Origin of the sequence: Lachnospira hominis (ex Liu et al. 2021) (genome assembly GCF_014287955.1) — a bacterium.
GTDB lineage: Bacteria > Bacillota > Clostridia > Lachnospirales > Lachnospiraceae > Lachnospira > Lachnospira hominis.
Genome location: NZ_JACOPD010000001.1, coordinates 205747 through 231446 on the forward strand (window position 1 = coordinate 205747; position 25700 = coordinate 231446).

Consider the following 25700-nt stretch of genomic DNA (forward strand, 5'->3'; position numbering starts at 1 on the left):
GAAAATAAATATATTTTTCTAATCATTCTATATACTTGAATTGGAGATTTTTGTAAGTGAAAAAAGCAAAAAGAAATATTTTAAAAATTATAATCCTGATTTCATCAGTCGCAGCTCTTATTTTTGTTGTTACTATGTATCTGGATTCATCAAAAGATAAAAATAAAAACGATGCCTCTGTTGTTGTATCTGCCACATCAGAAACTTCATCACAGGATTTTGATTATGTATACTCTGATAAACACGAATATACAACCGCGGCCGAAAGCAGCCGGAACATCCCATCAAAAATGCAGCTAGATGTTCCTTTCATCAGCCAGGAACCCGATCTTCCTACAGGATGTGAGATAACATCGCTCGCCGAGGTTCTTCATTTTTACGGCTTTAATGTTGACAAAGAGATTCTTGCAACCAATTACCTGCCGATGCGTGATACCGCTGATGCCGGATGCTTTATAGATTATTTTCTCGGTTCACCATGGGACGAACACGGAAGCGGATGTTTTGCACCAGCTATTGTAACTGCAGCAAATTCATTTTTAAAAAATAATAATTCAAATTTGACGGCTCATGTAATAAGTTACTCATCTGTACATTCACTTTTTGAATATGTTGCCGCAGGGAATCCGGTTATTGTGTGGACTTCATACGATTATTCTGTAAAAGACATCACTTACCGCGAAGTTCCCCTTTCTGACGGCGAGTATTTCTCATGGCCGTCATATGAACACTGTGTTGTTCTATCCGGATACAACCTTACAGACAGGACGGTAACTTTTGCCGACCCGACTTATGGAATTGTAACACATACAATAGATGAATTTACTGATTATTACCAGAAATTCTTTTATCAGGCTGCTGTAATCAAATAAGTTCAATATATTCAAATAAATTAATCGTTCCACTTCATCTGCCTGCATATGCCAAAATACCGCCACACCGGAAAACCAATCCGATATGGCGGTATATTTTGTAAAACGTCCTAAAAAATACTTCAGAAAAGTTTCAGTCTGAGAGCTGATGGGGGGAATTGGACCCCTGACCTCTTCATTACCAATGAAGTGCTCTGCCACTGAGCTACATCAGCAAGACAAAATCTATATTATTACAGCTTTTATCTTTTGTCAAGATATGCTGTTTGCCTTAGCTCTTATCCTCTGAATGGCATTATCTATTGATTTTGGAGTTTTTCCCAGAAGCATTGCAATCTGCCTGTAATCATTATCTTCCATATACAGCTGCAGCACCTGTTTTTCAAAGCTGCTAAGCCTGTCAAACAGCTTTTTTTTGAATGAATCACTGTACTCCCTGTCTATAAATAATTTTTCAGGATTCTGTTCTGATTCAGGTTTTAAAATATCAACAAGCCGTGTTTCATTATCTTCATCAGGATATGCCGGCATATCGAACGACACATATGTGTTTAACGGTATGTTTTTCTTTCTGTTTGAAACTGCCACGGCATTGATAAGCTGGCGGTTAATGCACATGCTTGCAAATGTCTTAAACGCAGCCTCCTTTGTATCATCATAATCCCTGACAGCTTTATAAAGCCCAATCATTCCCTCCTGAATAAGGTCATCACTGTCGCCTCCTGCCAGATACATGGCTTTTGCCTTTTTTCTGACTATATCTTTATACCGTTCAAATAGAACTTCTATTGCCGCTTCGTCACCTTTGCGGTATATATCAATCAATGTTTCATCACTGCATTTATTGAAATCCAATTCAGCCTCCATAAATCTGCTGCGGCATTATTTTGTCATTCTCTGTCGTACTATTTCATAAGCCAGCACTCCGGCTGCAACTGAAGCATTAAGTGAATCAATATCACCTTTCATAGGTATAGATGCAACAAAATCACATTTTTCCTTTACAAGCCTGCCAACGCCGCTTCCTTCATTACCTATTACAAGTCCTATAGGTCCTGTGAGATTAAGGTCGTACATTGTTGTTCCGTCCATATCTGCACACACAAACCACATTCCCTGTTTTTTCAAATCTTCTATTGTCTTTGAAATATTTGTCACTTTTGCAACAGGTGTATAGTTAATTGCACCCGCAGATGTCTTTGCAACTGTAGCCGTAAGTCCTACAGCTCTTCTTTTTGGTATAATTACACCATGTGCACCTGCCTGATTGGCAGTTCTTATTATCGCACCAAGATTATGCGGGTCTTCTATTTCATCCAAAATAAATATAAACGGAGCCTCGCCTTTATCTTTTGCAGCCTTTAATATATCTTCGACTTCTGCATATTCATATGCTGCCGCCTGTGCAACAACACCCTGATGGTGTCCTGTTCCGGCAAGCCTGTCAAGACGTTCCTTATCCACAAAATTAATTATAGTATCTGTCTTTTTAGCTTCTCTTATAATGCTTTTTACAGGACCATCCTGACAGCCATCAAGCACAAAAAGCTTATCAATTGTTTTTCCGGAACGAAATGCTTCAAGCACCGCATTACGTCCTTCTATTGTGAATTCTTTATATCTCATAAATCCTCCCTATTATGCGGATAAAATTCTTAATATTTTGCAGAAAGAATTCTATTTTTCCTTATCCAGCCCCGCTTTTATAAGCTGTATCATACGCTCATACTCACCTTCAAGGTACAGATATCCCATAAGAGCCTCAAAGCCTGTAGCTCTTCTGTAATCTGATATTGAAGCATTTTTTGCTGATGTATATGATTTTGCGTTACGACCTCTTTTGTATACCGCTTCTTCCGCCGGGCTTAACAGCGGCTCTATAATCCCTATCATTTCTGACTGTGACTGTGCCTTTACAATATTACTTGCAAAACGGTTGAGTTTATTAACCTGCATATTTCCCTTTGTATCTAAAAGATACGTTTTTATGACAAGGTCAAATATGCTGTCCCCGATGTATGCAAGAACAAGCGGTGAAAGCTGTGCCGGAGAAATTTCCTTTAATCCAAGCACATTTTTTATACTCTCAGTGAGATTTTGTGTCAGGCTCTCTTCCATCTTACACCTTCTCTTGTATCTTCAAGTACAATTCCTTTGGCAAGAAGTTCATCACGGATTTCATCGGCACGGGCAAAGTTTCTGTCTTTTCTTGCCTGCTGACGCTCTGCAATAAGTTTCTCAATATCCTCATCAAGAATTTCTTCTTTTTTCTCTACTTTAAGTCCTAAAACATCTGTAAGTGTTGTAATTTTCTTTATGAGTGTATCTATATATTCCTTTGTATTTTCAGCACTGCTGTTTGAGTTGGCAAATTTTACAATTTCAAAAACTGCAGAAATGGCATCTGCTGTGTTAAAATCATCATCCATTGCCTGTTCAAACTTGTCATACATCTCTTTAAGCGATGCAATCTTTTCTGCTTCATCTGCTGCCATGCTGCCTTCTTTTGCATTTTCAGATAAATGTTTGAGATTAGCTACTGCTGTAACAATTCTTTCAAGTCCGTTCTTTGCTGATTCCATCAAATCATGGCTGAAATTAATAGGATTGCGGTAATGTGCAGAGAGCATGAAAAATCTTAATACCTGAAGGTCATATTCTTTGCTTATGTCACGCACTGTAAAGAAATTACCGAGTGACTTTGACATTTTCTTATTGTCAATATTTAAAAATGCATTGTGCATCCAGTATTTTGCGAATTGTACTCCGTTTGCAGCTTCTGACTGTGCAATCTCATTTTCATGATGAGGAAATATAAGATCTTCACCACCTGCATGGATATCTATCTCATCTGCAAGATATTTCTTTGCCATAACTGAACATTCAATATGCCAGCCCGGTCTTCCGTCGCTCCAAGGTGACGGCCATGAAGGTTCACCTTCTTTTTTAGGTTTCCAGAGTACGAAATCAAGCGGATCTTCTTTTTCGTCCTCTCCTGCAACCTTTATATCTCTGTGTCCTGCCTCAAGGTCATCAATATTTTTCTTTGATAGCTTGCCATATCCTTCAAACTTTCTTGTTCTGTAATATACAGTACCATTGACATTGTAAGCATATCCCTTATCAATAAGTGTCTGAATCATATCAATCATGCCACCGATTTCCTGTGTAGCAAGAGGATGTGTTGTAGCAGGCTTGATATTCATGCCTTCCATATCTTTTTTACACTCAGCAATGTAACGTGTTGAAATTTCTTCTGCTGAAACACCTTCTTCATTGGCTTTCTTTATAATTTTATCATCAACATCCGTAAAATTAGATACATAATTCACTTCATATCCTTTATATTCAAGATATCTTCTTACTGTATCAAAGCAAATCATCGGTCTTGCGTTACCGATATGGATAAGATTGTAAACTGTAGGTCCGCAGACATACATTTTTACCTTATTTTTTTCAAGAGGTTCAAATTCTTCTTTTTTCTTTGTAAGTGTATTATAAATCTTCATATTTTCCTCCTAAATTTTATATGACATTTCCATCATGATATTTTTTCACTAAACGTCTTAGTTATTTGCTGTTAGCTTTTCTACACTCATTAAGTTTATCTTCAAGCTGTATAATTCTTTCTTTAAGTTCATCATTCTCTGTTTTTAATTCATCAATGTCATTCATTACTGGATCCGGTAAATCAACCTGGTCCAAATCATTTGCATCAGCAACCCTGACATCGTTAAGAACTACTATTCTTCCAGGCACACCGACAACCGTCGCATTATCCGGAACGTCTTTTAAAACAACTGAACCGGCACCTATCTTGCAGTTATTTCCAATTGTAACAGAACCTAATACTTTCGCTCCTGCTCCAATCATTACATTATTACCAACTGTAGGATGTCTTTTTCCCTGCTCTTTTCCTGTACCACCGAGTGTAACACCCTGATAAAGCGTTACATTATCACCAATGATTGCTGTTTCACCTATTACCACACCATGTCCGTGGTCAATGAAAAGTCCTTCACCAATCTGTGCTCCCGGATGAATTTCGATACCGGTCTGTCTTGCCGTTTTCTGTGATATTCTTCTTGCACGATAATAATGTTTTTTCAGGAAAAGCTTATGTGCCTTTCTGTATTTTAATATAGCTTTAAAACTTGGATAAAGAAACACCTCCATCGTTGATTTAATGGCAGGGTCTCTGTCCTTTATTACTGCTATTTCCTGTTTTACAAAATTTATAAATTTCATATCTGCTCCCGATTTTAATCTGATTTACTATTCTTGATACTTAGTGCATCCATTACATCCGGAACAACAGTTTTTCATATCCGCCTCACCATATATATAATTTGACACTGATGTCAAAGCACATATTGCCTGAGAAGATATGCCCTCACCGCTTCCTGTAAATCCAAGACCTTCTTCGGTTGTAGCTTTTACATTTATCTGATTTAATTGTATTCCAAGAACGCCCGCAATATTCTCTCTCATCTTCTGTATATGAGGAAGCATCTTAGGACGCTGTGCAATAATTGTTGCATCTATATTTTCTATTATATAATTATTCTCATTTAAAAGTCTTCCAACTTCTTTTAACAATTCAAGACTTGAAATACCTTTGTACTTGTCGTCTGTATCAGGAAAATGCTTTCCTATATCACCAAGTGCCGCAGCTCCGAGAAGTGCATCCATAATCGCATGAAGAAGCACATCCGCATCTGAATGTCCAAGGAGTCCTTTTTCATAAGGAATATCAACACCACCAAGTATGAGCTTTCTACCCTCAACCAACTTATGAACGTCATAACCCATTCCAACTCTCATGTGCCCGCTTCCTCCTTTATTTACAAACATCTTTTATTATTTCACATACCTTTTTTAAGTAAAACATATTTTTATTTATTTTACAAGCAATATCTGAACTTTATAGCTTTACAACTTTATAGCACATACAATGTCTGAACTTTGCAGCACATGTGCTGCCATAAAATGAACTATAGCAAAAAGAGCTCAGGCAACCGCCTGAACTCTTTTTAAATTAGTAGCGAGAGAGGGATTTGAACCCACGACACCACGGGTATGAACCGTGTGCTCTAGCCAACTGAGCTATCTCGCCATATTAAATTAAGTAACTATGGGACCTACAGGGCTCGAACCTGTGACCCTCTGCTTGTAAGGCAGATGCTCTCCCAGCTGAGCTAAGATCCCATGTCATGCACTCCGTACAAGCGGTTTGCTTTGCTTGCTCTCGCGAACTTGCTTTGCTATTGTAATATATAAATTCGAGGTTGTCAAGCATAATTTTAAACTTTTTTCAATTTTTTTCATTTTTCGATTTTGGGTTCTTTTTTCACGGCAGCCGGGACCAAATTCATGCTTTTATAATTCCTGTCTTTATTTGTCAAATCTTCTTCTGACGGATTATCCGAGAACTATACGTATAAGTTCCTTATCAAGCATAATTGTACGATTCCATGGATTAATTATTATGCCTTCTATTCCTTCTGCATTTATAGCTGACTCGAACATTTTTTCTATGTCTGCCATAAATGTTGACATTACACTGCCACTACCTTTTAATTCTTCATCAAAACTTGTAAACGCCATCCACCAGCATTTTCCGTCGTCCGTCTTAACTGACTGTATATTAAGATTGTTATCTCCCACCGATGGCTCTACTGCTACTATCAGCTGACCGGCTTCTCTCATGCGGCGTCTAATTACAGTAAGTGTGTGTGCAAGCATTTCCTGCGTTGTTTCCTGCTGGAGTGCTGCAACAGCTTCTTCTATTTTCTCATTTCCCAAAAGTCCCTTGTCTGTCTTATTTTTATTATCCACAATTAACCTCACTTTGTAAAATTAATTTTGCCGGACGTAAACTGCGTCCGGCAAAATCATATGCTATGAGAATATGTATATATTAAACATTAATCTCAGCTGTCATTCCGAGTTCTTCTTTATTAGCATCAAGAATAGGATTGATAATTTCTGCAAGATATTCTTCAACCTGCTCTTTTGAACGTCCTACATACTTTGAAGGATCAAGTTTAGCTTTAAGTTCATCAAGTGTTACACCAAACATTGGATCTGCCGCAATAAGTTCAAGAAGATTATTTTCAAGACCTTCCTGCTTAACTCTCTTTCCTGCTTCCATAGAAAGCTCACGGATTCTTTCGTGGAGTTCCTGTCTGTCTCCGCCGGCCTTAACTGCATCCATCATAATATTTTCTGTTGCCATAAATGGAAGTTCTGACATAAGTCTTCTGTTAATAACCTTCTCGTATACAACAAGTCCGTCAACAACATTAAGATATAAATCAAGAATACCATCAACTGCGAGGAATCCTTCCGGAACTGACATTCTCTTATTTGCTGAATCATCAAGCGTTCTCTCAAACCACTGTGTTGATGATACGATAGCCGGATTAAGTGCATCTGCAATTACAAAATCTGCAAGTGATGCCATTCTTTCGCTTCTCATCGGATTACGTTTATAAGCCATAGCTGATGAACCAATCTGTGATTTTTCAAATGGTTCCTCAACTTCTTTTAAGTGCTGTAAAAGTCTGATATCGTTAGAGAACTTATGTGCACTCGCTGCAATTCCTGCAAGTACATTGAGAACTCTTGTATCTACTTTTCTTGAATATGTCTGTCCCGATACAGGAACACACTTGTCAAATCCCATCTTTTGTGCAATCTTTCCATCTATCTGACGGATTTTAGTATGATCTCCATTGAACAATTCAAGGAAAGAGGCCTGTGTACCTGTTGTACCTTTACATCCTAAAAGCTTCATTGTTGAAAGTATATAATCAACATCCTCTAAATCCATAACAAGTTCATTAAGCCAGAGTGTTGCACGCTTGCCTACTGTTGTCGGCTGTGCCGGCTGGAAATGTGTAAATGCAAGTGTAGGAAGTGCCTTATATTTATCTGCAAACTTAGAAAGTTCACCGATTACATTTATAAGTTTTTTACGAACAAGCTTCAATGCCTCTGTCATAACAATAATATCTGTATTATCACCAACATAACATGAAGTTGCTCCAAGATGGATAATTCCTTTTGCCTTAGGACACTGAAGTCCATATGCATATACGTGTGACATTACATCATGTCTTACTTCTTTTTCACGCTTTTTTGCATCTTCGTAATTGATATTGTCTTTGTTAGCCTTGAGTTCCTCAATCTGCTCGTCTGTAATATCAAGTCCGAGTTCCTTTTCTGTCTCAGCCAGTGCAATCCAAAGTTTTCTCCATGTCTTAAACTTCATATCAGGCGAAAAAATATACTGCATTTCTTTGCTCGCATATCTTTCCGCAAGAGGTGTCTGGTATCTGTCATTCATGCTCAAATCCGCCTTTCGTATATTAAATTTATTGCTTTTGCCATTGTAACATACATAAACTGCTATTTCAAGTAAACTACTTTGCAGCCATGCACCTCATATATTAAATTATTTCTGATTAAAAATAAGCGTCATACACGTTACATACAAAATTTATGTATCAGATTTGTCAAAAGTTTTTCTGTAAATTAAATAATTTATGACACACTTTTACCTTGAATTTATCTTTAAATAAATATATTCTACAGATAAGTTATTAAATGTATTTTTATATAACCGCACTTTAATTTTTATTTTGTATACAATATTTTTTCTGAGGTGATAAGATTATGCTTTTTAAAAACCCTGTTATTCCGGGATACAATCCCGACCCAAGCATCTGCCGCGTTGGCGATGATTTTTATCTTGTTAATTCAACATTTGAATTCTTCCCCGGTGTACCGATATATCACAGTCGCAATCTTGTAAACTGGGAACTTACCGGATACTGCCTTAACAGACGTTCGCAGCTTGAACTTGAAGGCTGCCGCAATTCCGGTGGTATATATGCACCTACAATAAGGTACCACAAAGGAATGTTTTATATGATAACAACTAATGTTACCGATAAAGGAAACTTTGTTGTTCATACAGACGATATAAACAAAGACTGGTCCGACCCTGCATGGATTGACCAGGGTGGTATAGACCCATCACTTTTCTGGGATGATGATGACTGCTGTTATTACTGTTCAACCGGTAATCTTGACGGTGTAAGAGGTATTGTTGCATTTAAAATCAATCCGATGACGGGCGAAATTCTTTCCGACAAGCACCTTATAAGCACTGGCTGCGGCGGTCAATGTGCAGAAGGTCCACATATCTACAAAAAAGACGGCTGGTATTACCTGATGATTGCGGAAGGCGGAACAGAATATGCTCACCGCGAAACAATACAGCGTTCAAAAAATGTATTCGGTCCTTATACACCATGTCCACACAATCCTATTATTTCTCATAAAGAGTATAAAAAATCCGAAATTCAGGCTACCGGACATGCTGACCTTGTTGAAGATGCAAACGGAAACTGGTGGCTTGTATTCCTCGGAATAAGACGCTTCAGCCATGCACTTCTTCACAATCTCGGCCGTGAAACCTTTCTTGCACCTGTCACATGGAATGAAGACGGATGGCCTGTTGTCGGATACAACGGAAACGGAACTATTGAGCTTGTAATGGATGCACCTCTTCCGGGCATAAATGAGCCGGAGACAATTGCTAATACAATAACAGACGATGCAACAGGCAGACCATTTTTACATGCAGACCACAGCGTCAATATTGACTTCCACAATGATACTCTTGACAAACGCCTGCAGTTCACAAGAAATCCTGATATGTCTCATTATATTTATGACAGTAAAAACGGATGTCTCACGCTTAAAGGTACTGATATAACATTGAATGAACCAGGTAAATCCCCGACTGTTCTTTCATTTAAGCAGCCGGAATTTACAACATCACTTAAAGCTGTATTAAAAATAAAAGACAGTACAGCAAAACGATTCGGTGTTGCTGCCTACTATAACAACGATTATCACTATGAAATATATGTTGGCAGCGATGAAAATGGAAAATATGTCGGATTTTATAAACATATACACGACATGGGTGCAGAACTTGCACATATTCCTATATCTAAAGAAGAGGAAAATCTCAATCTTCTTGTAAAAATAGATACTGACCGCGAAAAATATACTTTTTCTTATGCCCTTGCTGATACAACGAATCTCAATGCAAAAATTGCCTACCATGAAATCGGGTCGGGACTTAATGCCGGACTCAGCACGGAGGGTACACGTACAATGACTTTTACAGGAACATTATTTTCACTTTTTGCCGAAAACGGTAAAGGTACATTTGAAACCGGTGTTGCACTCACCATAAACCCTGATGTTGATTACAAACTGTAATATGCTAAACATAACATATTGAATTATTTTCACCGCAGACATTAAATGTGTCTGCGGTATTTTTTGTTTCGCCAAAAATCAGCCTTTTATTCTTTCATATCAATATCATTCCGTATCTTTTTTATCTGTTCATACCAATCTTGTACTTCTCCTTCATTTTTTGAATTTAAAAATACAATTTTTCCACCACCTGTTATTTTAAGGATGGGTTCATATCCGTCAAATATGAAAAGCATACACTTTCCTGTATCAGAACCTTTATAATAACCTATATCATACGTATCAGTTGAACCTCCGTTTACGCGGTAAAAACTTTCACCGGGCAATTTATCAAGCAATTCAATATTCTCAATATTATCTGCGTCCACCTGATATTTATAACCTGCCGCCGATACTTTCATTTTTTCTGATGAAATATCCACATTCATCTTCACATTAGAAAACGGAAGCAACACAACCAGCGTAAACACTATAGATGCTATTATAACTATATAAAGTCCTCCACATATAAATCTTGCTTTGGAATTAGCCAGATTGAATGAATAATTACCATCAAACATACGATTCTTCACAAGAATATGATTATCGTTCGGATTATAATAATATCCTGTTTTCCAATATTCATCATCATCTACATAAACCGGTTTCATATCTGACGACAGAAGTTCTTTTTTCTTTTTTATCAGAATCAGATACGCCGCCACAAGAAATATTGTTGAAAGTGTCTGAATAGTTATATACAGCATCATCGACATAAAAGATACTTCCCTGTTTATCATATACAATATTGTAAATAACAGAAATGCTGCGGCATTGCACATGCTTAATGATATAAAGCCCTCATTGAAATACTTCCTTGACAGATTCATGACAGCCTTGTTTATATCAGTATCTTCACTGTAAACCGTGGTATTTCTTTTATTAACATATATATTTAAAATCATACATATTAAAGAAATTGATATTGCAGCTAATGCGAAAATCAACCCTTCACTTCTGCTGTATGATTTATTAATCATAAACGGGATTGTCATTATAAATTCTGACACAATCGTAATAATGTGATATATTTTATTTGACTTAAAACTGCGTTCATCTGCCGAAAGCGATGTATCCACATAAATCATCTGCGTGTTCTTATTTATCCACCCGTTCTGAATCTTTATTTTATATAATCTGCGGTGTGCCGAATTAAGAATGTACATGTATCCTATCATATATGTACACATCCATACCGTCCATATTATAACTGACGCAGCTTCCCAGAAAAAGACCGGTATGCACAATAAAACCGATAACAGCATGTTAATATTCTGGAATATCTTCTGCCTTTTTACCTCTTTTTCCATGAATGGCCTGACTATCTCACTATCTTTTTCTTCTGGCGGAATATGCACTCCAAGATACATTCCCTGTGTATATTCATATTCTGAAAAAACTGTAAATCTGCAAATAAGTGTTATCATAAGCCCGGAAAACAAAAACATCATAAATAATACTATACTCATACCTTACCTGCTTTCTCACGCCTGTAGCGGCTGTGGATTCATCTTTGAATAAATAATTTCACACATTTTCATAAATTCACTCTTATCCATTCCGTTAATACTTGCCTCAGCAGATAAAAGCTCCAGCTCCGATTCAAGCTTTTCACGAAATTCCTTATTCATGGTAATGTTACGTGCAACCATCGCCCCCTGCCGTCTGTCAGTCTGTATATACCCTTCCGCTTTAAGAATCTGGTACGTCTTATTGACCGTCATCGTATTAACTCCCGCATCCGACGCAAGCTGTCTTACCGTCGGCAGCCGCTCTCCCTCTTTCAGTTCTCCGTGTCCGATTCCCATAACTATCTGATTACGAAGCTGTACATATATCGGAACCGTACTGTTCATATCTAACTTTAATATCATAATTTTCTCCTCACATATTTTGTATTGCTTGTATTACATATACTAATACAATCATTTTAAAATGTCAATATATTCAATGTGTTCTTCGCATCGGGTATACCAAATGATGAAAGCGGCAGCATCGGATTTTTTTCTGACATCTGTTATCCTCACATAGTGTAATATATCGAATTCATCCGGGAGCGACTACATATAATTCCATATATAATGCCTCCATCAGATATATTTTAATACTTTAACAATTCGTTAAATATCTCAACTGCGTATCTGTCCGTCATTCCCGAAATATAATCAATTATTGCCTGAGCATATATTTCTTTTGTCTCTATATTTCCATAAATCTTTTTATTTTTGTACTTTTCATTATCACCCTGTATATTGGAATATACTTTGATATGTTTGTAAAAATCACCTGCAAGCATAGGATATGCTTCTTTCATGCAATCTATATTATCAAGGCTTTTATAAGGATTACAAACATCATATGTCTTCATCAGTGTATTAAAAATACTTCTTATAACCAATGCAACATAGTCACGGTAAACTTTGAATTTTTCATTGTTATAAATTGCTGTATAATTAAAATCTTTTATTTCTTTAAGCATTTTATTATATTTATCACTCAGCCTGATTCCCTGTTGAGGCGAGCTGTTCCCGCATATGCTTGTTATAAAATTATGGATTATAACTGTCGTATTTATCGTTTCAACACCATACTTTTGTGAAATCTTTGCCAGCTCATCAATCTCTTTTTCACCAATAAAATTAATCCGGACTGCATCTTCTATATCTCTTCCGAGATATGCAATTTTATCGGAAACTTTTACAACGCAGCCCTCCCATGTATACGCCTGAAACTGTCCCGGTTCGCAAAATGTATCCAGATCTATTTTTTCTTTTCTTGGAAAGATACCGTTCTCATCAACCTCTCCGCAATGTGAAATTATACCGTCCCGGACTGCATACGTAAGGTCAAGATTTTTCAGCTCGCTCTTATCGTCTTCAAGCAGTTCAATATTGTCTATTATTCTAAGACTGTTTCTTTCATGCCAGAATCTATCCATTCCAAAGTCTTTTCGTATTCTCGTTAACTCAACTTCTCCTTCATGTCCAAAAGGTGCATGTCCCAAATCGTGCCCCATTGCTATTGCTCTTGTGAGGTCAACATTCAATCCGAGAAACTTTGCAATAGTACAGCTCACCGACTCAACATGCTGTACATGTTCCATTCGTGTGCATATATGGTCATTGTCAATATTAAAAAACACCTGAGTCTTATGCTTTAATCTTCTGTATGCAAGTGAATGTAATATACGTGTATAATCTCTCTCATATTCTGAACGTATGTCACTTTTCCGATGATACAACTGTGTTTCACGCTCTATATGATTCTCCCAGTCAGGATTATTATCATCAGAAGCATATCTGCTAAATAAGTTTCTTGTCATGCATGTACCTCCGTTTCTAATATTTTCTGTGTTTTAATATATATTTTATATTATAATACCACTGCTAATAATATTTGTCAAAAAATTTATATAAATAACGACATTAAATCTTTTAAATTCAAAAAACATGTAAAAAAACAGTAATAATTTTTCAAAAAACATTTTATAATCAATATACAATTTTACTTCAATAAAATTACAAGTTATCAGAATGGAGGTAATTATGACAGAGTATATTTTACTTGATGAAGATTTTAAGGATTTTCCTATTGGTGAATTCCCATATGACAAAAATCATTCGGCAATGGGCGAATATCATTTTATCCACTATCCCGGATATTATGGAAAATGGTATGACCCCGTGTGTAACCACACTTATAACGGACAGGGTGCATCATGGGTTATTACTGAATATAATGGAAAACATTATATGGAACAGATGCGCATCCGCAATGACAAGCCACACCGCACTTTTCCGATGCTTACAAGCGGAGACCGGTTCTGGCGGGATTACACTATAACTGCAGGCGTGCGTATGTTCACAACAAAATGGGGCAATGCAGGTATCGGATTTTGCTGTCAGAATTCAGCAAATCTTCTTGTTCTCGTTTTTGAAGAGCATGAATTAAGGCTTGAATACCGCCACAAAGAAGAAGTTACTATTATCGCTTCAGTGCCTTTTGATTACAACTGTGATGACACTTATGTACTCAAAGCCGATATTAAAGGAAGCCACATTATATGTAGTGTTGATGATAAAGTATATTTTGACCTTGATACAGAATATGCTGCACAAGGTGGAAAAGTTGCCATTACTGCAACTATACCCGCACAATTTGGCTTTGTAAATGTTACAACTTCTGAAAGCACTGCTGCATCTATTGACGCAGCAAGAAATGCCTATAAAGCTGAATGTGAAAAAGCACAGGCTAAATATCCTAAGATGAAGCTTCTTAAAAAAATCGACCTCAAAGGCTGTGGCACAGGCAGACAACTCCGTTTTGGACATCTTCTTGGCAATGGTGAGTACCAGATGGTTATGGCACAGTGCCAGAAACGTGTAAACCGTGATGCTTACGGAACGATAAGCTGTCTCACTGCATTCGACCTTGACGGAAATATATTATGGCAGCATGGCGAACCAACAGATAACCACGACATCGGAACGATATCTGCCGATATGCCTATGCAGATATATGACATTGATGGTGATGGTTTTGATGAAGTTATCACCGCCAAGAATTTTGAAGTCTTAATTCTTGACGGAAGAACCGGTGAAGTTAAAAAACGGGCTAAAACGCCTTTCTCTACGTCTGAAGAAGACGGAACTATTATAGGTGTTCCTGATAAAATATATGCATTTGACAGAATTAATCCTGACGGCATGCGTATATGCAATTTCCGTGGTCTTGAAAAACCACGCGATATTCTTATTAAGGACCGTTATTGCAGAGTTTATGCCCTAAATGATAACCTTGAGGTTATGTGGCATTTCCAGAGCGATAAAAATACGGGACATTTTCCTTTTGCAATCGATATTAATGGTGATGGACACGATGAGCTTTTAGTCGGTTATAACATGCTTGACTGCCACGGAAATAAAATGTGGACAATGCCTGTCAAAGAAGACCATATTGATGAGATTGTTCCGGGCAGATTTGAATCCGGTCCGCATAAGGGCACTAAATTTTTTGCCTGCGTTGCCGGAAAAGAAGGTTTCCTGATAAGTGATTTTAATGGAAATCTTCTTAAAAAGGATGGCATCGGTCATGCACAGCGTGTCAGTCTCGCCAATTATCTCCCGAACCGCCCAGGATATGAAATGGTTGTTGTTAATTTCTGGGGACATCAGGGAATTATATATTTCTATGACAGCGAAGGCAATCAGCTGTGGGAAATGGAAAATGAACTTAACGGCAATCTCTTAACTCCTGTCAATTGGACTGGCGACGGTCAGGACTTTATCCTGCTCAATGCCGATATTGAGCGAGGCGGCATGATTGACGGAAACGGTATTCAGGTCGTCAGATTTCCTGATGACGGACATCCTACCCTGTGTGCCGAGGCTGTAAATCTTTACGGTGACGCCCGCGACGAAATTGTCACATGGGATTATGACTCTATGTACATATACACACAGGATGACGCACCTAAGGATGACGTATATGCACCATTTAAGTATCCTGATTATAATGCTTCCAATTACCGTGGTGAGTATTCTTATAAGGAGAAATGGTGGTAAACCAAAAAAAATCAGGGCTGGCAATCATATTTGACTGCCAGCCCTACTTTTATTGACCAGAAATACAAAACACAGCTGTTATAATGCCACCCCCTGGAACTTTTCCCATTGTATATACCAAATGCTGATTAATATAAATCAGGCCAATACCGATCAAGCATTCTATACATATTTTCCCTTCCAACCGGGTTTGCTGTATGGATTTCCACTGGATAAAATGTTTCTCTTTCCGCCAGATAATCAAGAAGCTTTATTGCATCGCCGCCATCATAAGCATAATCGCCTAAATCATGGTCCAAATCCAGAACTTCTATTTCTTCTCCATTCTGCTCACACTCTTCTATTAAATCAATTGCCTCATTGACAGATTTAGTGGTTTCATATCCGTCAGGTGCAACCCTTAAATCATCTAACCAAATTTTCATATGTACCTCGGTAAATTAATGATTATTAATTATACCACAGTTCATAAAAAATAGGCATCGCCTATTTTTTATCGCAGTATCATTCTCTCCCTGTTGGATTTGAAAATGTATATGTACTCTTCTGATATATCCACTTGTTTCTAAAATAATTTACAAATGCGATTTCAAAATTTTTATTTTAAAATTTCTATAATTGCGTGTTCAACTTGATGCTCTTTTATTTTGTCAATGATTATATGCATATTTTCTATTTCTAATTCTATTTTTGTATCCCCATCCTTTGGTACCATACCAAATTTTTGAAATACAAATCCAGTAAATGTGTCACAATCTTCTTCTGTAAACGTAACGCCTATAGCGTCTTCAATATCACTTAATCGTATATTTCCTTTCACTTCCCACTTGTCATCACTTATTCTTATAATAACAGTTTCTTCTTCCAACGATATTGGTTCAATATCGTTTAAATCGCCAACAATTTCTTCTAATAAATCAAAAAGAGTCACTATTCCAACCATTCCACCATACTCATCTAATACAATCGCCATAGATTGCTTCGATTGTTTCATATTTTTAAAAAGCACATCTGCTTTTGTAGTTTCCATAACGAAATATGGTGCAGAAATTGCAGAATCTATAACCATATCCTTACTTTTTTCTTTTAATCTAAAATAGTCTTTTGCATTTAAAATACCAATAACATGATCTATCGAATCTCCACAGACAGGATAAAGGGTATGTCGTGTATTATGAATTGTTTCATCCCACTCCTTCACATCATCAGACATCCATAATATTGTCACATCTGTTCGATGTGTAGCAATCGTGCCAGACATAATATCATTAAATTCAAAAACTTTCTGAATAAATTCTTTTTCTTGATGATCTATTGTTCCTTTTTCACTTCCTGCATCAACAAGCATACGTATTTCTTCTTCACTTACCTGGTCTTCCGCTTCATTTGGATCAACACCACAAACCCTCAAGACAATATTGGTTGATATTGAAAGAAATGAAACAATTGGCTTAAATAAGATAGAGATTCCCATAACCAATCCTGAAATCCTCAGTGCAAGTTCTTCCGATTTTTTCATTGCGATTCTCTTTGGAACTAATTCGCCAAAAACCAACGTGAAATATGATAAAATCAATGTAATCAATATAACAGCTATGGTATCTAAAGTAGAACGTGGAATATTCACTCCTATTCCTACGACCCAATCAACTAAAGGTTCTGAGAAATTATCTGCTGCAAAAGCACTTCCTAAAAATCCCGACAACGTAATTGCAACCTGAATTGTCGCAAGAAATCGTGCTGGCTCTTGTGTTAATCGTACTAATCTCTTTGCCCGGCCATTACCTTGTTCTGCCATTCGTTCTAGTTTTGTTTCATTCATTGATAAAACAGCAATCTCTGCACTCGCAAAAATCGCGTTTAATATAATTAAAATAATCTGTACTAATAAAAGAATAAAAATTGATGTACTCACAAATAAAACCTTTCTACAATAAAATTATCTAAATATCACACTTTATAAAAGCAACAAAAGACATGGTCTATGTTCCGAATACATAGTCCATGCCTTGAGATATATAAATAAAAATTCTATTGAATTGGTTCGCATCAGAATCATTATCACTTTCGTCCAAGTTAAACATTCCTCCTTAAATAATATTTTGTAAAGTATAACAAAAAGTCCTCACATAGTCAATCTAAAAGCTGTAAACATTGTGTTAATTTTATGTAAAACATAAAATCCTATCTCTTTGAGAGCGTTTGTATATCCTGAAAAGCCCAGAAATAGGGAATTTACGGTTGACATTGCTGCATATGTGTTGTATACGGTTGGCTGCCCACACATTCCCAGGACTACTCATTACTTTAACAAAGAAAGGTCTAATACTATGAAAATACATTTTGCTTACTATAACCAGTACAAGAACGGAATTGATATTGCTTTTGCTGATAATACACTTCTATTCTTATCCTGTGCTGAAGCTGAAAAGAATCTCCATACTACACCTAACTCTCAAAGGCTTATTGATAACCTTGCAATTGATAATCCACTAATGTATGCTGCACTTGCTCTCGATTGCGAGTTGCAGGCATGGGCTGATGCTATGGATACACACTGGAATCCCTATTAAATTACTCTATAATCATTTATTTTTTGAATGCAGGATTATTGGCAAGTTCCAATAATCCTTGCAATTTTTGTGGTTCCTTAATTATATCCGTCATCACACTAAACATCGCTGCATTACTTTGCTGCTTTTCATTGCTTTCTAAAGCATTTTTATGTTCAATCTGCATTATTTCAATTTTATGTTTATGCTCCTGCTCACATTTTTCAGTTTCAAGCTGATGTTTTTCTTTTAATGATTCAATATCCACTTCATGTTGCTTCATTAACTTTTCTATTTCATGCTTATTACTTTCTTGTAATGTTGCGATTTCTGCTTTGGCTTTTTTATTTGCTGTCAAATAAGAAATAATCCCTGTTATGATAGCTGGTACACATGAGACCAATAATGTATTTAATATTTCTTCCAAATCTTTTTACACCTCCAGTTCTTCAACACTCACCTCATAAGTTAGATTTAAACTATATGAAGATTTATTTCATATCGCTAACAAATTACTAAAGTTTATTTTATAGTTGCCTCTATTCTATTCTTCAATCGCAAAGGAATATCTTTTTCATCTTCCCACATAATTGTATTAATCTGTGCAATATCAAAATGTAATTCAACACCCTTTTTGCATAACTGAATTACTGTTTTTCCCAATCCCATTGCATATCCTTCTTCAAAATACGCCCCATTATTTCTATGTGTTAGGTCAACAACAACAAATCTACTCTTATTAATTCTACTTAATAACTCTGGCGTTATAAAACCATTATGTTCAACTTCATCGATAAATATCGCGTGATATCCTGCTTCAAAAATTCCTTCTCGTATTGCTTCTCTTAATTTTAGAGTTTCACTTCCAAATCTCATTGCTACTAATACATCTTTTCCATCATTATCTCTTTGTTGTAATTGATCTATCCTATCATAGCCCTTAGGGGTAATAGAAATCTCTCCATAATAACTATCCGCTCTTGAAACATCACCATTTATACAATTTATTCCCTTGACATATCCTATTTCAAACAAATAAGATGTCATATATAGCGCTTGCTTTACTAATTCTTTATCTTCCACAGTTTCTCTATTGTCTGATTTAAACCTTCTAACAAACATACAACTTAGAAGTGATGGAATATCAAGTTTAATTTCCTGTCCAACAAATTCTGTCAATTCATTTAATTTAATCAAAATCATATCAATTTTTTGAGAAAAACTTTTTGGAAACCACAATGAAATAATTTTCTGATCCATATGGACTGGCATTTCTGCAATATTATTATCATTTCTAAATTCCACTGTATATGTATCACACCATTCTCTTGATTTTGTAGAATAATACCTGTGTTCAACTCTACCCTGCTGATTTCTGAATCCCTCATAAAACAAAAATGGTGCTAATTCATTATAATCTAATTCTTCATATGCATTATTCTCCATTGAGTATTCATACCGTCCACAAACTGGACATTCATAAAAAACTGCGGTAGGATCATAACATACTTGCTTAAATATTCCTCTCTTGCCGCATACCGGACACTGTTCCATAGCATTCATAATTTCTCACCTTTAATAGATTATTAACCTATGCTTTCTTACAAATATTCAAAGTATTTTATTTATTTGAATTATTCATCTGTTTCCTCAACAAGTATAATTCCAGATGATTGTTCTCTATTGTCAAAATTATTAATATAATATGCCAATATTTCCATTCTATTTTTTACTCTTTTGAATGAATGCCCCCCTTTAGATATCAGTGCCAGCAATCTATACTCTTCTATTACAGTATTTGAATAACCAGAAAAAGCTTTCATTACGCTATCTGCTTTTGCTGAACTAAATGCTGACAATTTTTCATTTATGGCATCTAATGCTTTTAATTTGTTTTTACAATCAGTTTTAAAATCAACCAATCTCAGAACTATTAAAAGCAATAAAAATTTCATTGCTCTTGCATTACATGAAATATAATTTACAGGTATAGATTCATCATCAGCTATTTCATTTAATGTCTCAATCAAATAATTTACACTTTTTATCGTATCATCATTTAAGTCCTTACAGCTATCTAGGAATTTCATAACTTCCTTGTCAGTCACGCCAAAACCTATTTGACCATCTATTAATCCTACAATACTATAGAAAACGCGATCAAACTGCTTCCTTTTATTTTGAAACGCTAACTTTGATAATAAAATTTCCTTCTTTTCAATCTGATTCAAATACTTTTCAAGCTCTGTATCTGGTATCGAATTAAGTAATTCTCCTGCCCTAAGTCTTTCTTGATTCTGCAAGTAACGAAAATACTCTGTTATCTCATCATCAGATGCATTTGTTATATTTGTAATAGATATATTATATGCTAAAATATTATCTTGTATTGCCTCAGGAAGTTGCTTAAATGAAATAGATATTTTGCCTTTATTATGCATTCTTTTTTTTAGCCTATTTAATTTTTCATCCGTATCTTCCCCCATATATTCTATAATGTATTCTATAATATCTTTAGATATATCACTTTGAATAACATACTCGTTTTCAATAAATTTATATATTGTAGTCAATCTTTGTTGTCCATCTACAACCTCTTGCATAGCTCCTTTTTCATTTTTTTCAGTACGTACTCTTAAGCTCACATTTCCAATAGGATAGCTTTTAATGATACTATATAATAATTTATCTTTAAAATCCGAACTCCATATATATCCCCTTTGATAATTAGGTTGAAGATCAATACCATCTCTTTTATTTATATTCCTAATTTGATTCAATATCGTCTGGATTGGTCTTGAATCATACGAAAAAGCCATAACAAGTGCCATAAAATACCTCCTAATATTATTCTTATAGTTAAGATAACACTATCCAAAGCTTTTTTCAATAGACTCTATCGTTTTTTTTATTATTCCTTGTTTTTTTTCGTCATACATCAATGACTCTATTTAGTGTCATAAATATAAGATAATAAACAAATATATATTATAAAAGCACTCCAGAAATCAATCCTGAAGTGCAATTAAACCAAATTAACATATAAATAACAATGCCACTTATGAAATTATTCTAAATCTCCTGTCCATTATACATACCAATTTCTCTCACAATACTATTCTCATACCATTCTTTAGGTGACCCGTCCGTTTTATAAGCTGCATCTAACATTTTGTATATCTGTGGATACTTAACATCAAATCTTAGTAATGTTTTAAGCTCTGTAGTCTGTATAGGAAGAATTTTCATTCCTGTAATATACTTAGTTCCTGCGTTATTATAATACTCCATAAACCTTCTAGCCCGGAAATCTGATATTACATTATTATTTAAAAATGTTGTAATAAACACGCAATATGCTTCATCTTCTGGATGTGCCAGACAATAATCTCCCAAATGTCTTGATACTGGCTCCATTTCCATTCTTCGCTGATTCTTTTTATCCGCAAGTGTAGCTTCTATTAACAATGTATGCTTAGGATATTCATATGTCATTTCATACTTCCATACTATATCAGCTTCTCCGCCTCCAGCATGAGTCTTCGGTAATAAATCTGCTTCTAATGATAAATTCATATATTCAAGAACATCACCTTTTCGTTCGCTGATTATATACCATGCTATACCAAGTACATATTCAAATATTGTAGGAATATCCGCATTGTCTGTAACTATGCTTCTTATTTCATCGTCATTTCTGCTTTCAAAATCATCAAGCAGTCTAATAATAGTATTTTTATCAAACTTGTCATCTATAAGCTTATTAAATCTTGTGTAACGCTCATCTTTTATAACCTTCTGAGCCATCTCTTTATTGGCTACGCTGGTACCTAGAGCACATCCTAATTTTTGATATAAAATATTTATATCTATATCAAAGAATGAATCTATATCTTTAAGCTTTGAATTTTGGGGTAATAACTCTGTCTGTTCAAAAGCTATATTTAACAGATTTCCTGCTATAATCTCAATATAGCATTGTGGAAGTACATCCAGTTTTACCTTATTATCCTCAAACAAAACGATATCTGTTATTTTGAAATATCTTCTATTCAAATCAAAGTAATCTGATAATGTTGCTCTAGCCTTAAAAGTATGCACCACCTTAAAAAATTCTTCATTAAACTGTTCTTCTGTTGTTACCTGTAATATAGGAACAGTATTAAGTACAGATAGCCCCTCTCTTGAAATTACACTTCGTGCACTACTGTTGAAGAAATATTTTCTCCAAGCTCCTCCAACCTTACTATTGGTTAATTTCTTTGTAGCTTCATAAAATTCTAATGCAAGATTATCTTTTGAAAATACAATCTTTTTTAATAAGGAATATAAGGTATAATATGGCTTGTCATATTTTGCACTTTTTCTATTGATTCCAACGTTACATATCAATTCTTCTGAGATAGGTTCTGTTTTCAACAAATTCAACGCCTGTTTATAATTATCTTTTTCCATCAAAACGGATAAAATAATATCATCAAAATCTTTCTCGCCAGTCTCGCGATAGTTCTTTATACTCTTAACTATATTTTTTGTAGTATGCTCATCCACACATAATGGTAATAGATATGTAAACTCATCATTTGTGAGATAACCTAATTCATTTACAGCATACAGAAATACGACAAAGGGTCTTACGATTTTTCCCTCTACAACATTTGATGTTTTTAACATCTGTTTGAAATATAAAAAGCTGTCCTTCGGAATTTCCAAAAAATTATCCGCTGAAAAATCTGCTGAATCAGTGATTCTTAACAGTTCTAATCCTGCTTCTGTTATGTTACGCTCATCATCTAGAAGTCCTATATCTCTTAATCCTGATGTTTTTTCTCTTGCATCTTTATCTGGAAGAGCAGCATCTCCTTTTACAAAGTTATTTTCTTTCAAAAAATTGTAATATTCTGCTTGAAACTTTTTATTATTTCCCCACTTCTTGTTTTTATTTTCTTCCAACTCTCTGAATTGCCTCAGTAAATGCAATTGTTTTTCTATACTCAGATTAAAGTTGTCAGTACGATAGCTTGTTGTACCAATAGCCCAGCAATAACTTTTAAATCCAATCTTTTTTGCCATAAAATATCTCCTCTAATCAATAGTTTACTACTAACACTTCCTTAGTTATTCCATCCTTTTTTGTATGATAATTTGAGTTGGTATAATCATAATTCAATGGAATAGCTTTAAATTTCTTATTTTGATTAATCCATTCCGAAAGTATTACATTTTTCTTACCCTTACTTTCCAATACATTAGATAAGGCAAATCTAATCCCCTTTTTATCAAGCTCTTCAAGATAATTCAGCAAATCTTTTTCATCATTTTCTGTCCATCCGGCTTGTTCATTATAAGTTGCACATGTTATCAAATAAGGAGGATCAGCATAGAAAAAACTTTTATCTGTGTAGTCTTCCATACTTACATTCCTAAAGTCATCTGTTGTAAACCTATAATCTCCACTCTTAACTCTATCAATAAATGCTTCCAGCTTTCCCTGCATCTTAGAGTTAAAATCCCTTTTGCCAACAGGTAAATTAAACTCTCCTTTCCTGTTGAATCGTAATTGATTATTAAATGAATATACGATTAACAAATATAACATTAAATAATACTCATTATCTTTGCTGGCTTTTTTATTAAAATCACCTCTAAGTTTATTGTAACCGGCTTTATTATATTCACCTAATCCCTTTGAGCTTTCGCAATTATAAAAATCATATCCATTCTTACTTACTAGCGATAATCCGTATTTGTCTATACTTTTATATATCCAATCAAATATCTCTTCTTTCGTTAATCGTCTAAATGTATCCAATAACCCCATAAGATATTCATTACTATCATTAAACAAAACTTTGTTGCAATCTACATTTATCCCAACATTACAACCACCACAAAACAAATCTACAACCTGATCTGCATCTTTCGGAAACAATGGAAGAATTTGTGAAAGCAATTTATACTTTCCGCCTGTATAATTCAATGCTGATGGAATAACTTCTTTTTTTTCATTATTACATATGCACAAAAATAATCTTTCCTGATTTGCCTGTATGTCTGACTTTCCAGTAGAAAATGCTTTGTAATCTTCCGAGAAAACTTTTACTTTTCCCTTTTTACTTAAAATTTTCATAATGTCATCATCACTTATTTTGGCATTAGATCTGTCATTTCCTTTATTTGACATATTATTATATGAGAGCAAAATATACTTTGCATGAATTGAATCAATAAGATTTTCAAATGCTACCGTTGCCTTTTGAGTACAATAATCGCTTTTTAAAGCTGTTCTGTCCATTTTCCTAGCAACACCAAATACCTCTGGCTTTTCCCATCTGGCTACATTTTCCAATAGATGATACGCATCACAATACTGTCTTGAATTATATGGTGGATCAATATAGATTAAATCCGCTTCTATTTCTGGTGCTAATTCGTTTGTATCCATATTATAACAAACATTATTCTCATTAACATCAGGTTCTGGTTGTGGAACATACAATTCCAAATGTTTTTCAAACTCCACTCCCTGCCTGTAGGCATCATAATGTCCACATGTATTAGCAATCTTATCCATTGCATACAACAATGATGTTATTAGTAAAGCTCTCTCCCTTGCGTTAATATACCCCAAATTAAATTTATCTTCTATATCCTGCCTAATAAATCCTATTTTTCTACAATCATCCAAAGAAAAATAAGTATTTGAAAAATTATCACTCATATAATTATCTTCAGTAATTTCCAAATTGTTATATTGTGTAATAATTTTTATAACTTTCTCTTCTGAATAATGTTCACTACTAAACCATGCAACATGGCATATGTAATTACTATACATAATGTCATTCGTAATAATCTTCTTATCAATAAAAGCAGAGGCAACAGCACCTGTTCCTGCAAAAATATCTGCTACTGTATTTATATTTTTACATTCATTTTCAACTACTCCTGTAATAAACGGAAGTAACTTATATTTATTACCCAAATATCTGCGATTATTTATTTTAGTTGTTTTATATTCTTTTGGTGCATCTTTAGGCTCATCTGAACTATCCGCTTTGTTTTTCTTTATATATTCACTAAGTTTTTGGTATGCTTCTTCATTCCATATAACTCTGCCATTATCATTTATCTCAACTTCAACTACGCCATTATCTTTAAGATAATATAAATATGATCTAGAAATGTCTAATTTTTTTGCTAATTGTGTTGCTGAATAACTCATAATTTCATCTCCATTTTATGCAACATATTTTATCCCTTATTGGACACTTTTTTTATTAATTATACCATTATCTCTCTATTTTTCAATATATATATTAGAGAATAGTCTAAAAAATGGATGCTATTTTTACATTTAATCTATGTAA

The 25700-nt window shown here is 34.9% G+C and carries 22 protein-coding genes and 3 tRNA genes; 4 read left to right on the plus strand and 21 right to left on the minus strand.

What is annotated here, in order from left to right:
* Nucleotides 1–56: 56 nt before the first annotated feature.
* Nucleotides 57–872 carry a C39 family peptidase gene (locus H8S01_RS00930; RefSeq protein ID WP_021865916.1) on the plus strand — a complete coding sequence of 272 codons (816 nt, stop codon included), beginning with the start codon at nt 57–59 and terminating at the stop codon, nt 870–872.
* A gap of 143 nt (nt 873–1015) precedes the next feature.
* Here the strand turns inward: H8S01_RS00930 and H8S01_RS00935 are convergent.
* The 11 genes from H8S01_RS00935 to purB form a co-directional block, all read right to left on the minus strand.
* Nucleotides 1016–1087: transfer RNA gene (locus tag H8S01_RS00935), tRNA-Thr, on the minus strand.
* Between the two features lie 37 nt (nt 1088–1124).
* Nucleotides 1125–1727: an RNA polymerase factor sigma-70 gene (locus H8S01_RS00940; protein ID WP_021865917.1), complete on the minus strand. Its 603-nt coding sequence runs from the start codon at nt 1725–1727 to the stop codon at nt 1125–1127.
* A gap of 27 nt (nt 1728–1754) precedes the next feature.
* A complete protein-coding gene (rlmB, locus tag H8S01_RS00945; RefSeq protein WP_186835857.1) occupies nt 1755–2498 on the minus strand; it encodes a 23S rRNA (guanosine(2251)-2'-O)-methyltransferase RlmB in 744 nt (247 codons plus the stop codon).
* Between the two features lie 51 nt (nt 2499–2549).
* A complete protein-coding gene (locus H8S01_RS00950; protein ID WP_021865919.1) occupies nt 2550–2990 on the minus strand; it encodes a Mini-ribonuclease 3 in 441 nt (146 codons plus the stop codon).
* The gene (cysS, locus tag H8S01_RS00955; protein ID WP_021865920.1) at nt 2975–4381 is read right to left on the minus strand and encodes a cysteine--tRNA ligase; all 1407 of its coding nucleotides are present in this window, start codon (nt 4379–4381) and stop codon (nt 2975–2977) included. The genes H8S01_RS00950 and cysS overlap by 16 nt, the downstream gene beginning before the upstream one ends.
* 61 nt (nt 4382–4442) lie before the next feature.
* Nucleotides 4443–5120, minus strand: coding sequence for a serine O-acetyltransferase EpsC (epsC, locus tag H8S01_RS00960; RefSeq protein ID WP_021865921.1), 678 nt, complete (start codon nt 5118–5120; stop codon nt 4443–4445).
* Nucleotides 5121–5147: 27 nt separating this feature from the next.
* A complete protein-coding gene (gene ispF / locus H8S01_RS00965) occupies nt 5148–5696 on the minus strand; it encodes a 2-C-methyl-D-erythritol 2,4-cyclodiphosphate synthase (protein WP_021865922.1) in 549 nt (182 codons plus the stop codon).
* Nucleotides 5697–5914: 218 nt separating this feature from the next.
* Nucleotides 5915–5988 (minus strand) — tRNA-Met (locus H8S01_RS00970).
* 19 nt (nt 5989–6007) lie between these two features.
* A tRNA-Val gene (locus H8S01_RS00975) sits at nt 6008–6080 on the minus strand.
* Between the two features lie 213 nt (nt 6081–6293).
* Nucleotides 6294–6710 (minus strand): SseB family protein, encoded by a 417-nt coding sequence (locus H8S01_RS00980; RefSeq protein WP_186835858.1) that lies wholly within the window; start codon nt 6708–6710, stop codon nt 6294–6296.
* Nucleotides 6711–6792: 82 nt separating this feature from the next.
* Entirely contained in the window at nt 6793–8229 is a 1437-nt protein-coding gene (gene purB, locus H8S01_RS00985; RefSeq protein ID WP_186835859.1) for an adenylosuccinate lyase, read from the minus strand.
* Between the two features lie 323 nt (nt 8230–8552).
* Between purB and H8S01_RS00990 the strand changes: the two genes are divergently transcribed.
* Complete coding sequence (locus H8S01_RS00990) at nt 8553–10175, plus strand: glycoside hydrolase family 43 protein (protein WP_186835860.1); 1623 nt, start codon at nt 8553–8555, stop codon at nt 10173–10175.
* A gap of 86 nt (nt 10176–10261) precedes the next feature.
* On the opposite strand, the gene H8S01_RS00995 is transcribed toward H8S01_RS00990, so the two are convergent.
* The 3 genes from H8S01_RS00995 to H8S01_RS01005 form a co-directional block, all read right to left on the minus strand.
* Nucleotides 10262–11683, minus strand: a complete 1422-nt coding sequence (locus H8S01_RS00995) for a hypothetical protein (protein ID WP_186835861.1) — start codon at nt 11681–11683, stop codon at nt 10262–10264.
* A 15-nt stretch (nt 11684–11698) separates the two neighbouring features.
* Nucleotides 11699–12088, minus strand: coding sequence for a GntR family transcriptional regulator (locus H8S01_RS01000; protein WP_186835862.1), 390 nt, complete (start codon nt 12086–12088; stop codon nt 11699–11701).
* A gap of 227 nt (nt 12089–12315) precedes the next feature.
* Nucleotides 12316–13536 carry a deoxyguanosinetriphosphate triphosphohydrolase family protein gene (locus H8S01_RS01005; protein ID WP_186835863.1) on the minus strand — a complete coding sequence of 407 codons (1221 nt, stop codon included), beginning with the start codon at nt 13534–13536 and terminating at the stop codon, nt 12316–12318.
* A 223-nt stretch (nt 13537–13759) separates the two neighbouring features.
* On the opposite strand from H8S01_RS01005, the gene H8S01_RS01010 reads away from it, so the two are divergent.
* On the plus strand, nt 13760–15778 hold the full coding sequence (locus H8S01_RS01010) for a hypothetical protein (protein ID WP_021865929.1): 2019 nt from the start codon (nt 13760–13762) through the stop codon (nt 15776–15778).
* A gap of 128 nt (nt 15779–15906) precedes the next feature.
* Here H8S01_RS01010 and H8S01_RS01015 read toward each other — a convergent pair whose 3' ends face one another.
* Together H8S01_RS01015 and H8S01_RS01020 are read right to left on the minus strand one after the other, a co-directional pair.
* Entirely contained in the window at nt 15907–16203 is a 297-nt protein-coding gene (locus tag H8S01_RS01015) for a cyclic-phosphate processing receiver domain-containing protein (protein ID WP_186835865.1), read from the minus strand.
* Nucleotides 16204–16376: 173 nt separating this feature from the next.
* Nucleotides 16377–17693 carry a hemolysin family protein gene (locus H8S01_RS01020; protein ID WP_186835866.1) on the minus strand — a complete coding sequence of 439 codons (1317 nt, stop codon included), beginning with the start codon at nt 17691–17693 and terminating at the stop codon, nt 16377–16379.
* A gap of 415 nt (nt 17694–18108) precedes the next feature.
* On the opposite strand from H8S01_RS01020, the gene H8S01_RS01025 reads away from it, so the two are divergent.
* A complete protein-coding gene (locus H8S01_RS01025; RefSeq protein ID WP_186835867.1) occupies nt 18109–18351 on the plus strand; it encodes a DUF6061 family protein in 243 nt (80 codons plus the stop codon).
* Between the two features lie 16 nt (nt 18352–18367).
* Here H8S01_RS01025 and H8S01_RS01030 read toward each other — a convergent pair whose 3' ends face one another.
* The 5 genes from H8S01_RS01030 to H8S01_RS01050 form a co-directional block, all read right to left on the minus strand.
* Complete coding sequence (locus H8S01_RS01030; RefSeq protein WP_021865933.1) at nt 18368–18757, minus strand: hypothetical protein; 390 nt, start codon at nt 18755–18757, stop codon at nt 18368–18370.
* Between the two features lie 95 nt (nt 18758–18852).
* Nucleotides 18853–19893 (minus strand): hypothetical protein, encoded by a 1041-nt coding sequence (locus H8S01_RS01035; RefSeq protein WP_207723003.1) that lies wholly within the window; start codon nt 19891–19893, stop codon nt 18853–18855.
* Nucleotides 19894–19964: 71 nt separating this feature from the next.
* On the minus strand, nt 19965–21161 hold the full coding sequence (locus H8S01_RS01040; protein WP_021865935.1) for a DUF262 domain-containing protein: 1197 nt from the start codon (nt 21159–21161) through the stop codon (nt 19965–19967).
* A 241-nt stretch (nt 21162–21402) separates the two neighbouring features.
* Nucleotides 21403–23403 (minus strand): AlwI family type II restriction endonuclease, encoded by a 2001-nt coding sequence (locus tag H8S01_RS01045; protein ID WP_186835868.1) that lies wholly within the window; start codon nt 23401–23403, stop codon nt 21403–21405.
* Between the two features lie 16 nt (nt 23404–23419).
* Nucleotides 23420–25555, minus strand: coding sequence for a Dam family site-specific DNA-(adenine-N6)-methyltransferase (locus H8S01_RS01050; protein ID WP_207723004.1), 2136 nt, complete (start codon nt 25553–25555; stop codon nt 23420–23422).
* Nucleotides 25556–25700: the final 145 nt, after the last annotated feature.

Excerpts from the sequence above, each read along its gene's own strand:
- H8S01_RS01005 (WP_186835863.1), bottom strand. The coding sequence starts at position 13,536 with ATGACAAGAAACTTATTTAGCAGATATGCTTCTGATGATAATAATCCT.
- ispF (WP_021865922.1), bottom strand. The coding sequence starts at position 5,696 with ATGAGAGTTGGAATGGGTTATGACGTTCATAAGTTGGTTGAGGGTAGA.
- H8S01_RS01000 (WP_186835862.1), bottom strand. The coding sequence starts at position 12,088 with ATGATATTAAAGTTAGATATGAACAGTACGGTTCCGATATATGTACAG.
- H8S01_RS01025 (WP_186835867.1), top strand. The coding sequence starts at position 18,109 with ATGAAAATACATTTTGCTTACTATAACCAGTACAAGAACGGAATTGAT.
- H8S01_RS01010 (WP_021865929.1), top strand. The coding sequence starts at position 13,760 with ATGACAGAGTATATTTTACTTGATGAAGATTTTAAGGATTTTCCTATT.
- H8S01_RS00995 (WP_186835861.1), bottom strand. The coding sequence starts at position 11,683 with ATGAGTATAGTATTATTTATGATGTTTTTGTTTTCCGGGCTTATGATA.
- epsC (WP_021865921.1), bottom strand. The coding sequence starts at position 5,120 with ATGAAATTTATAAATTTTGTAAAACAGGAAATAGCAGTAATAAAGGAC.
- H8S01_RS01045 (WP_186835868.1), bottom strand. The coding sequence starts at position 23,403 with ATGGCAAAAAAGATTGGATTTAAAAGTTATTGCTGGGCTATTGGTACA.
- H8S01_RS01015 (WP_186835865.1), bottom strand. The coding sequence starts at position 16,203 with ATGAAAATTTGGTTAGATGATTTAAGGGTTGCACCTGACGGATATGAA.
- cysS (WP_021865920.1), bottom strand. The coding sequence starts at position 4,381 with ATGAAGATTTATAATACACTTACAAAGAAAAAAGAAGAATTTGAACCT.
- H8S01_RS01050 (WP_207723004.1), bottom strand. The coding sequence starts at position 25,555 with ATGAGTTATTCAGCAACACAATTAGCAAAAAAATTAGACATTTCTAGA.
- rlmB (WP_186835857.1), bottom strand. The coding sequence starts at position 2,498 with ATGAGATATAAAGAATTCACAATAGAAGGACGTAATGCGGTGCTTGAA.
- H8S01_RS00950 (WP_021865919.1), bottom strand. The coding sequence starts at position 2,990 with ATGGAAGAGAGCCTGACACAAAATCTCACTGAGAGTATAAAAAATGTG.
- H8S01_RS01040 (WP_021865935.1), bottom strand. The coding sequence starts at position 21,161 with ATGGCACTTGTTATGGCTTTTTCGTATGATTCAAGACCAATCCAGACG.
- H8S01_RS01035 (WP_207723003.1), bottom strand. The coding sequence starts at position 19,893 with ATGAATGCTATGGAACAGTGTCCGGTATGCGGCAAGAGAGGAATATTT.
- H8S01_RS00990 (WP_186835860.1), top strand. The coding sequence starts at position 8,553 with ATGCTTTTTAAAAACCCTGTTATTCCGGGATACAATCCCGACCCAAGC.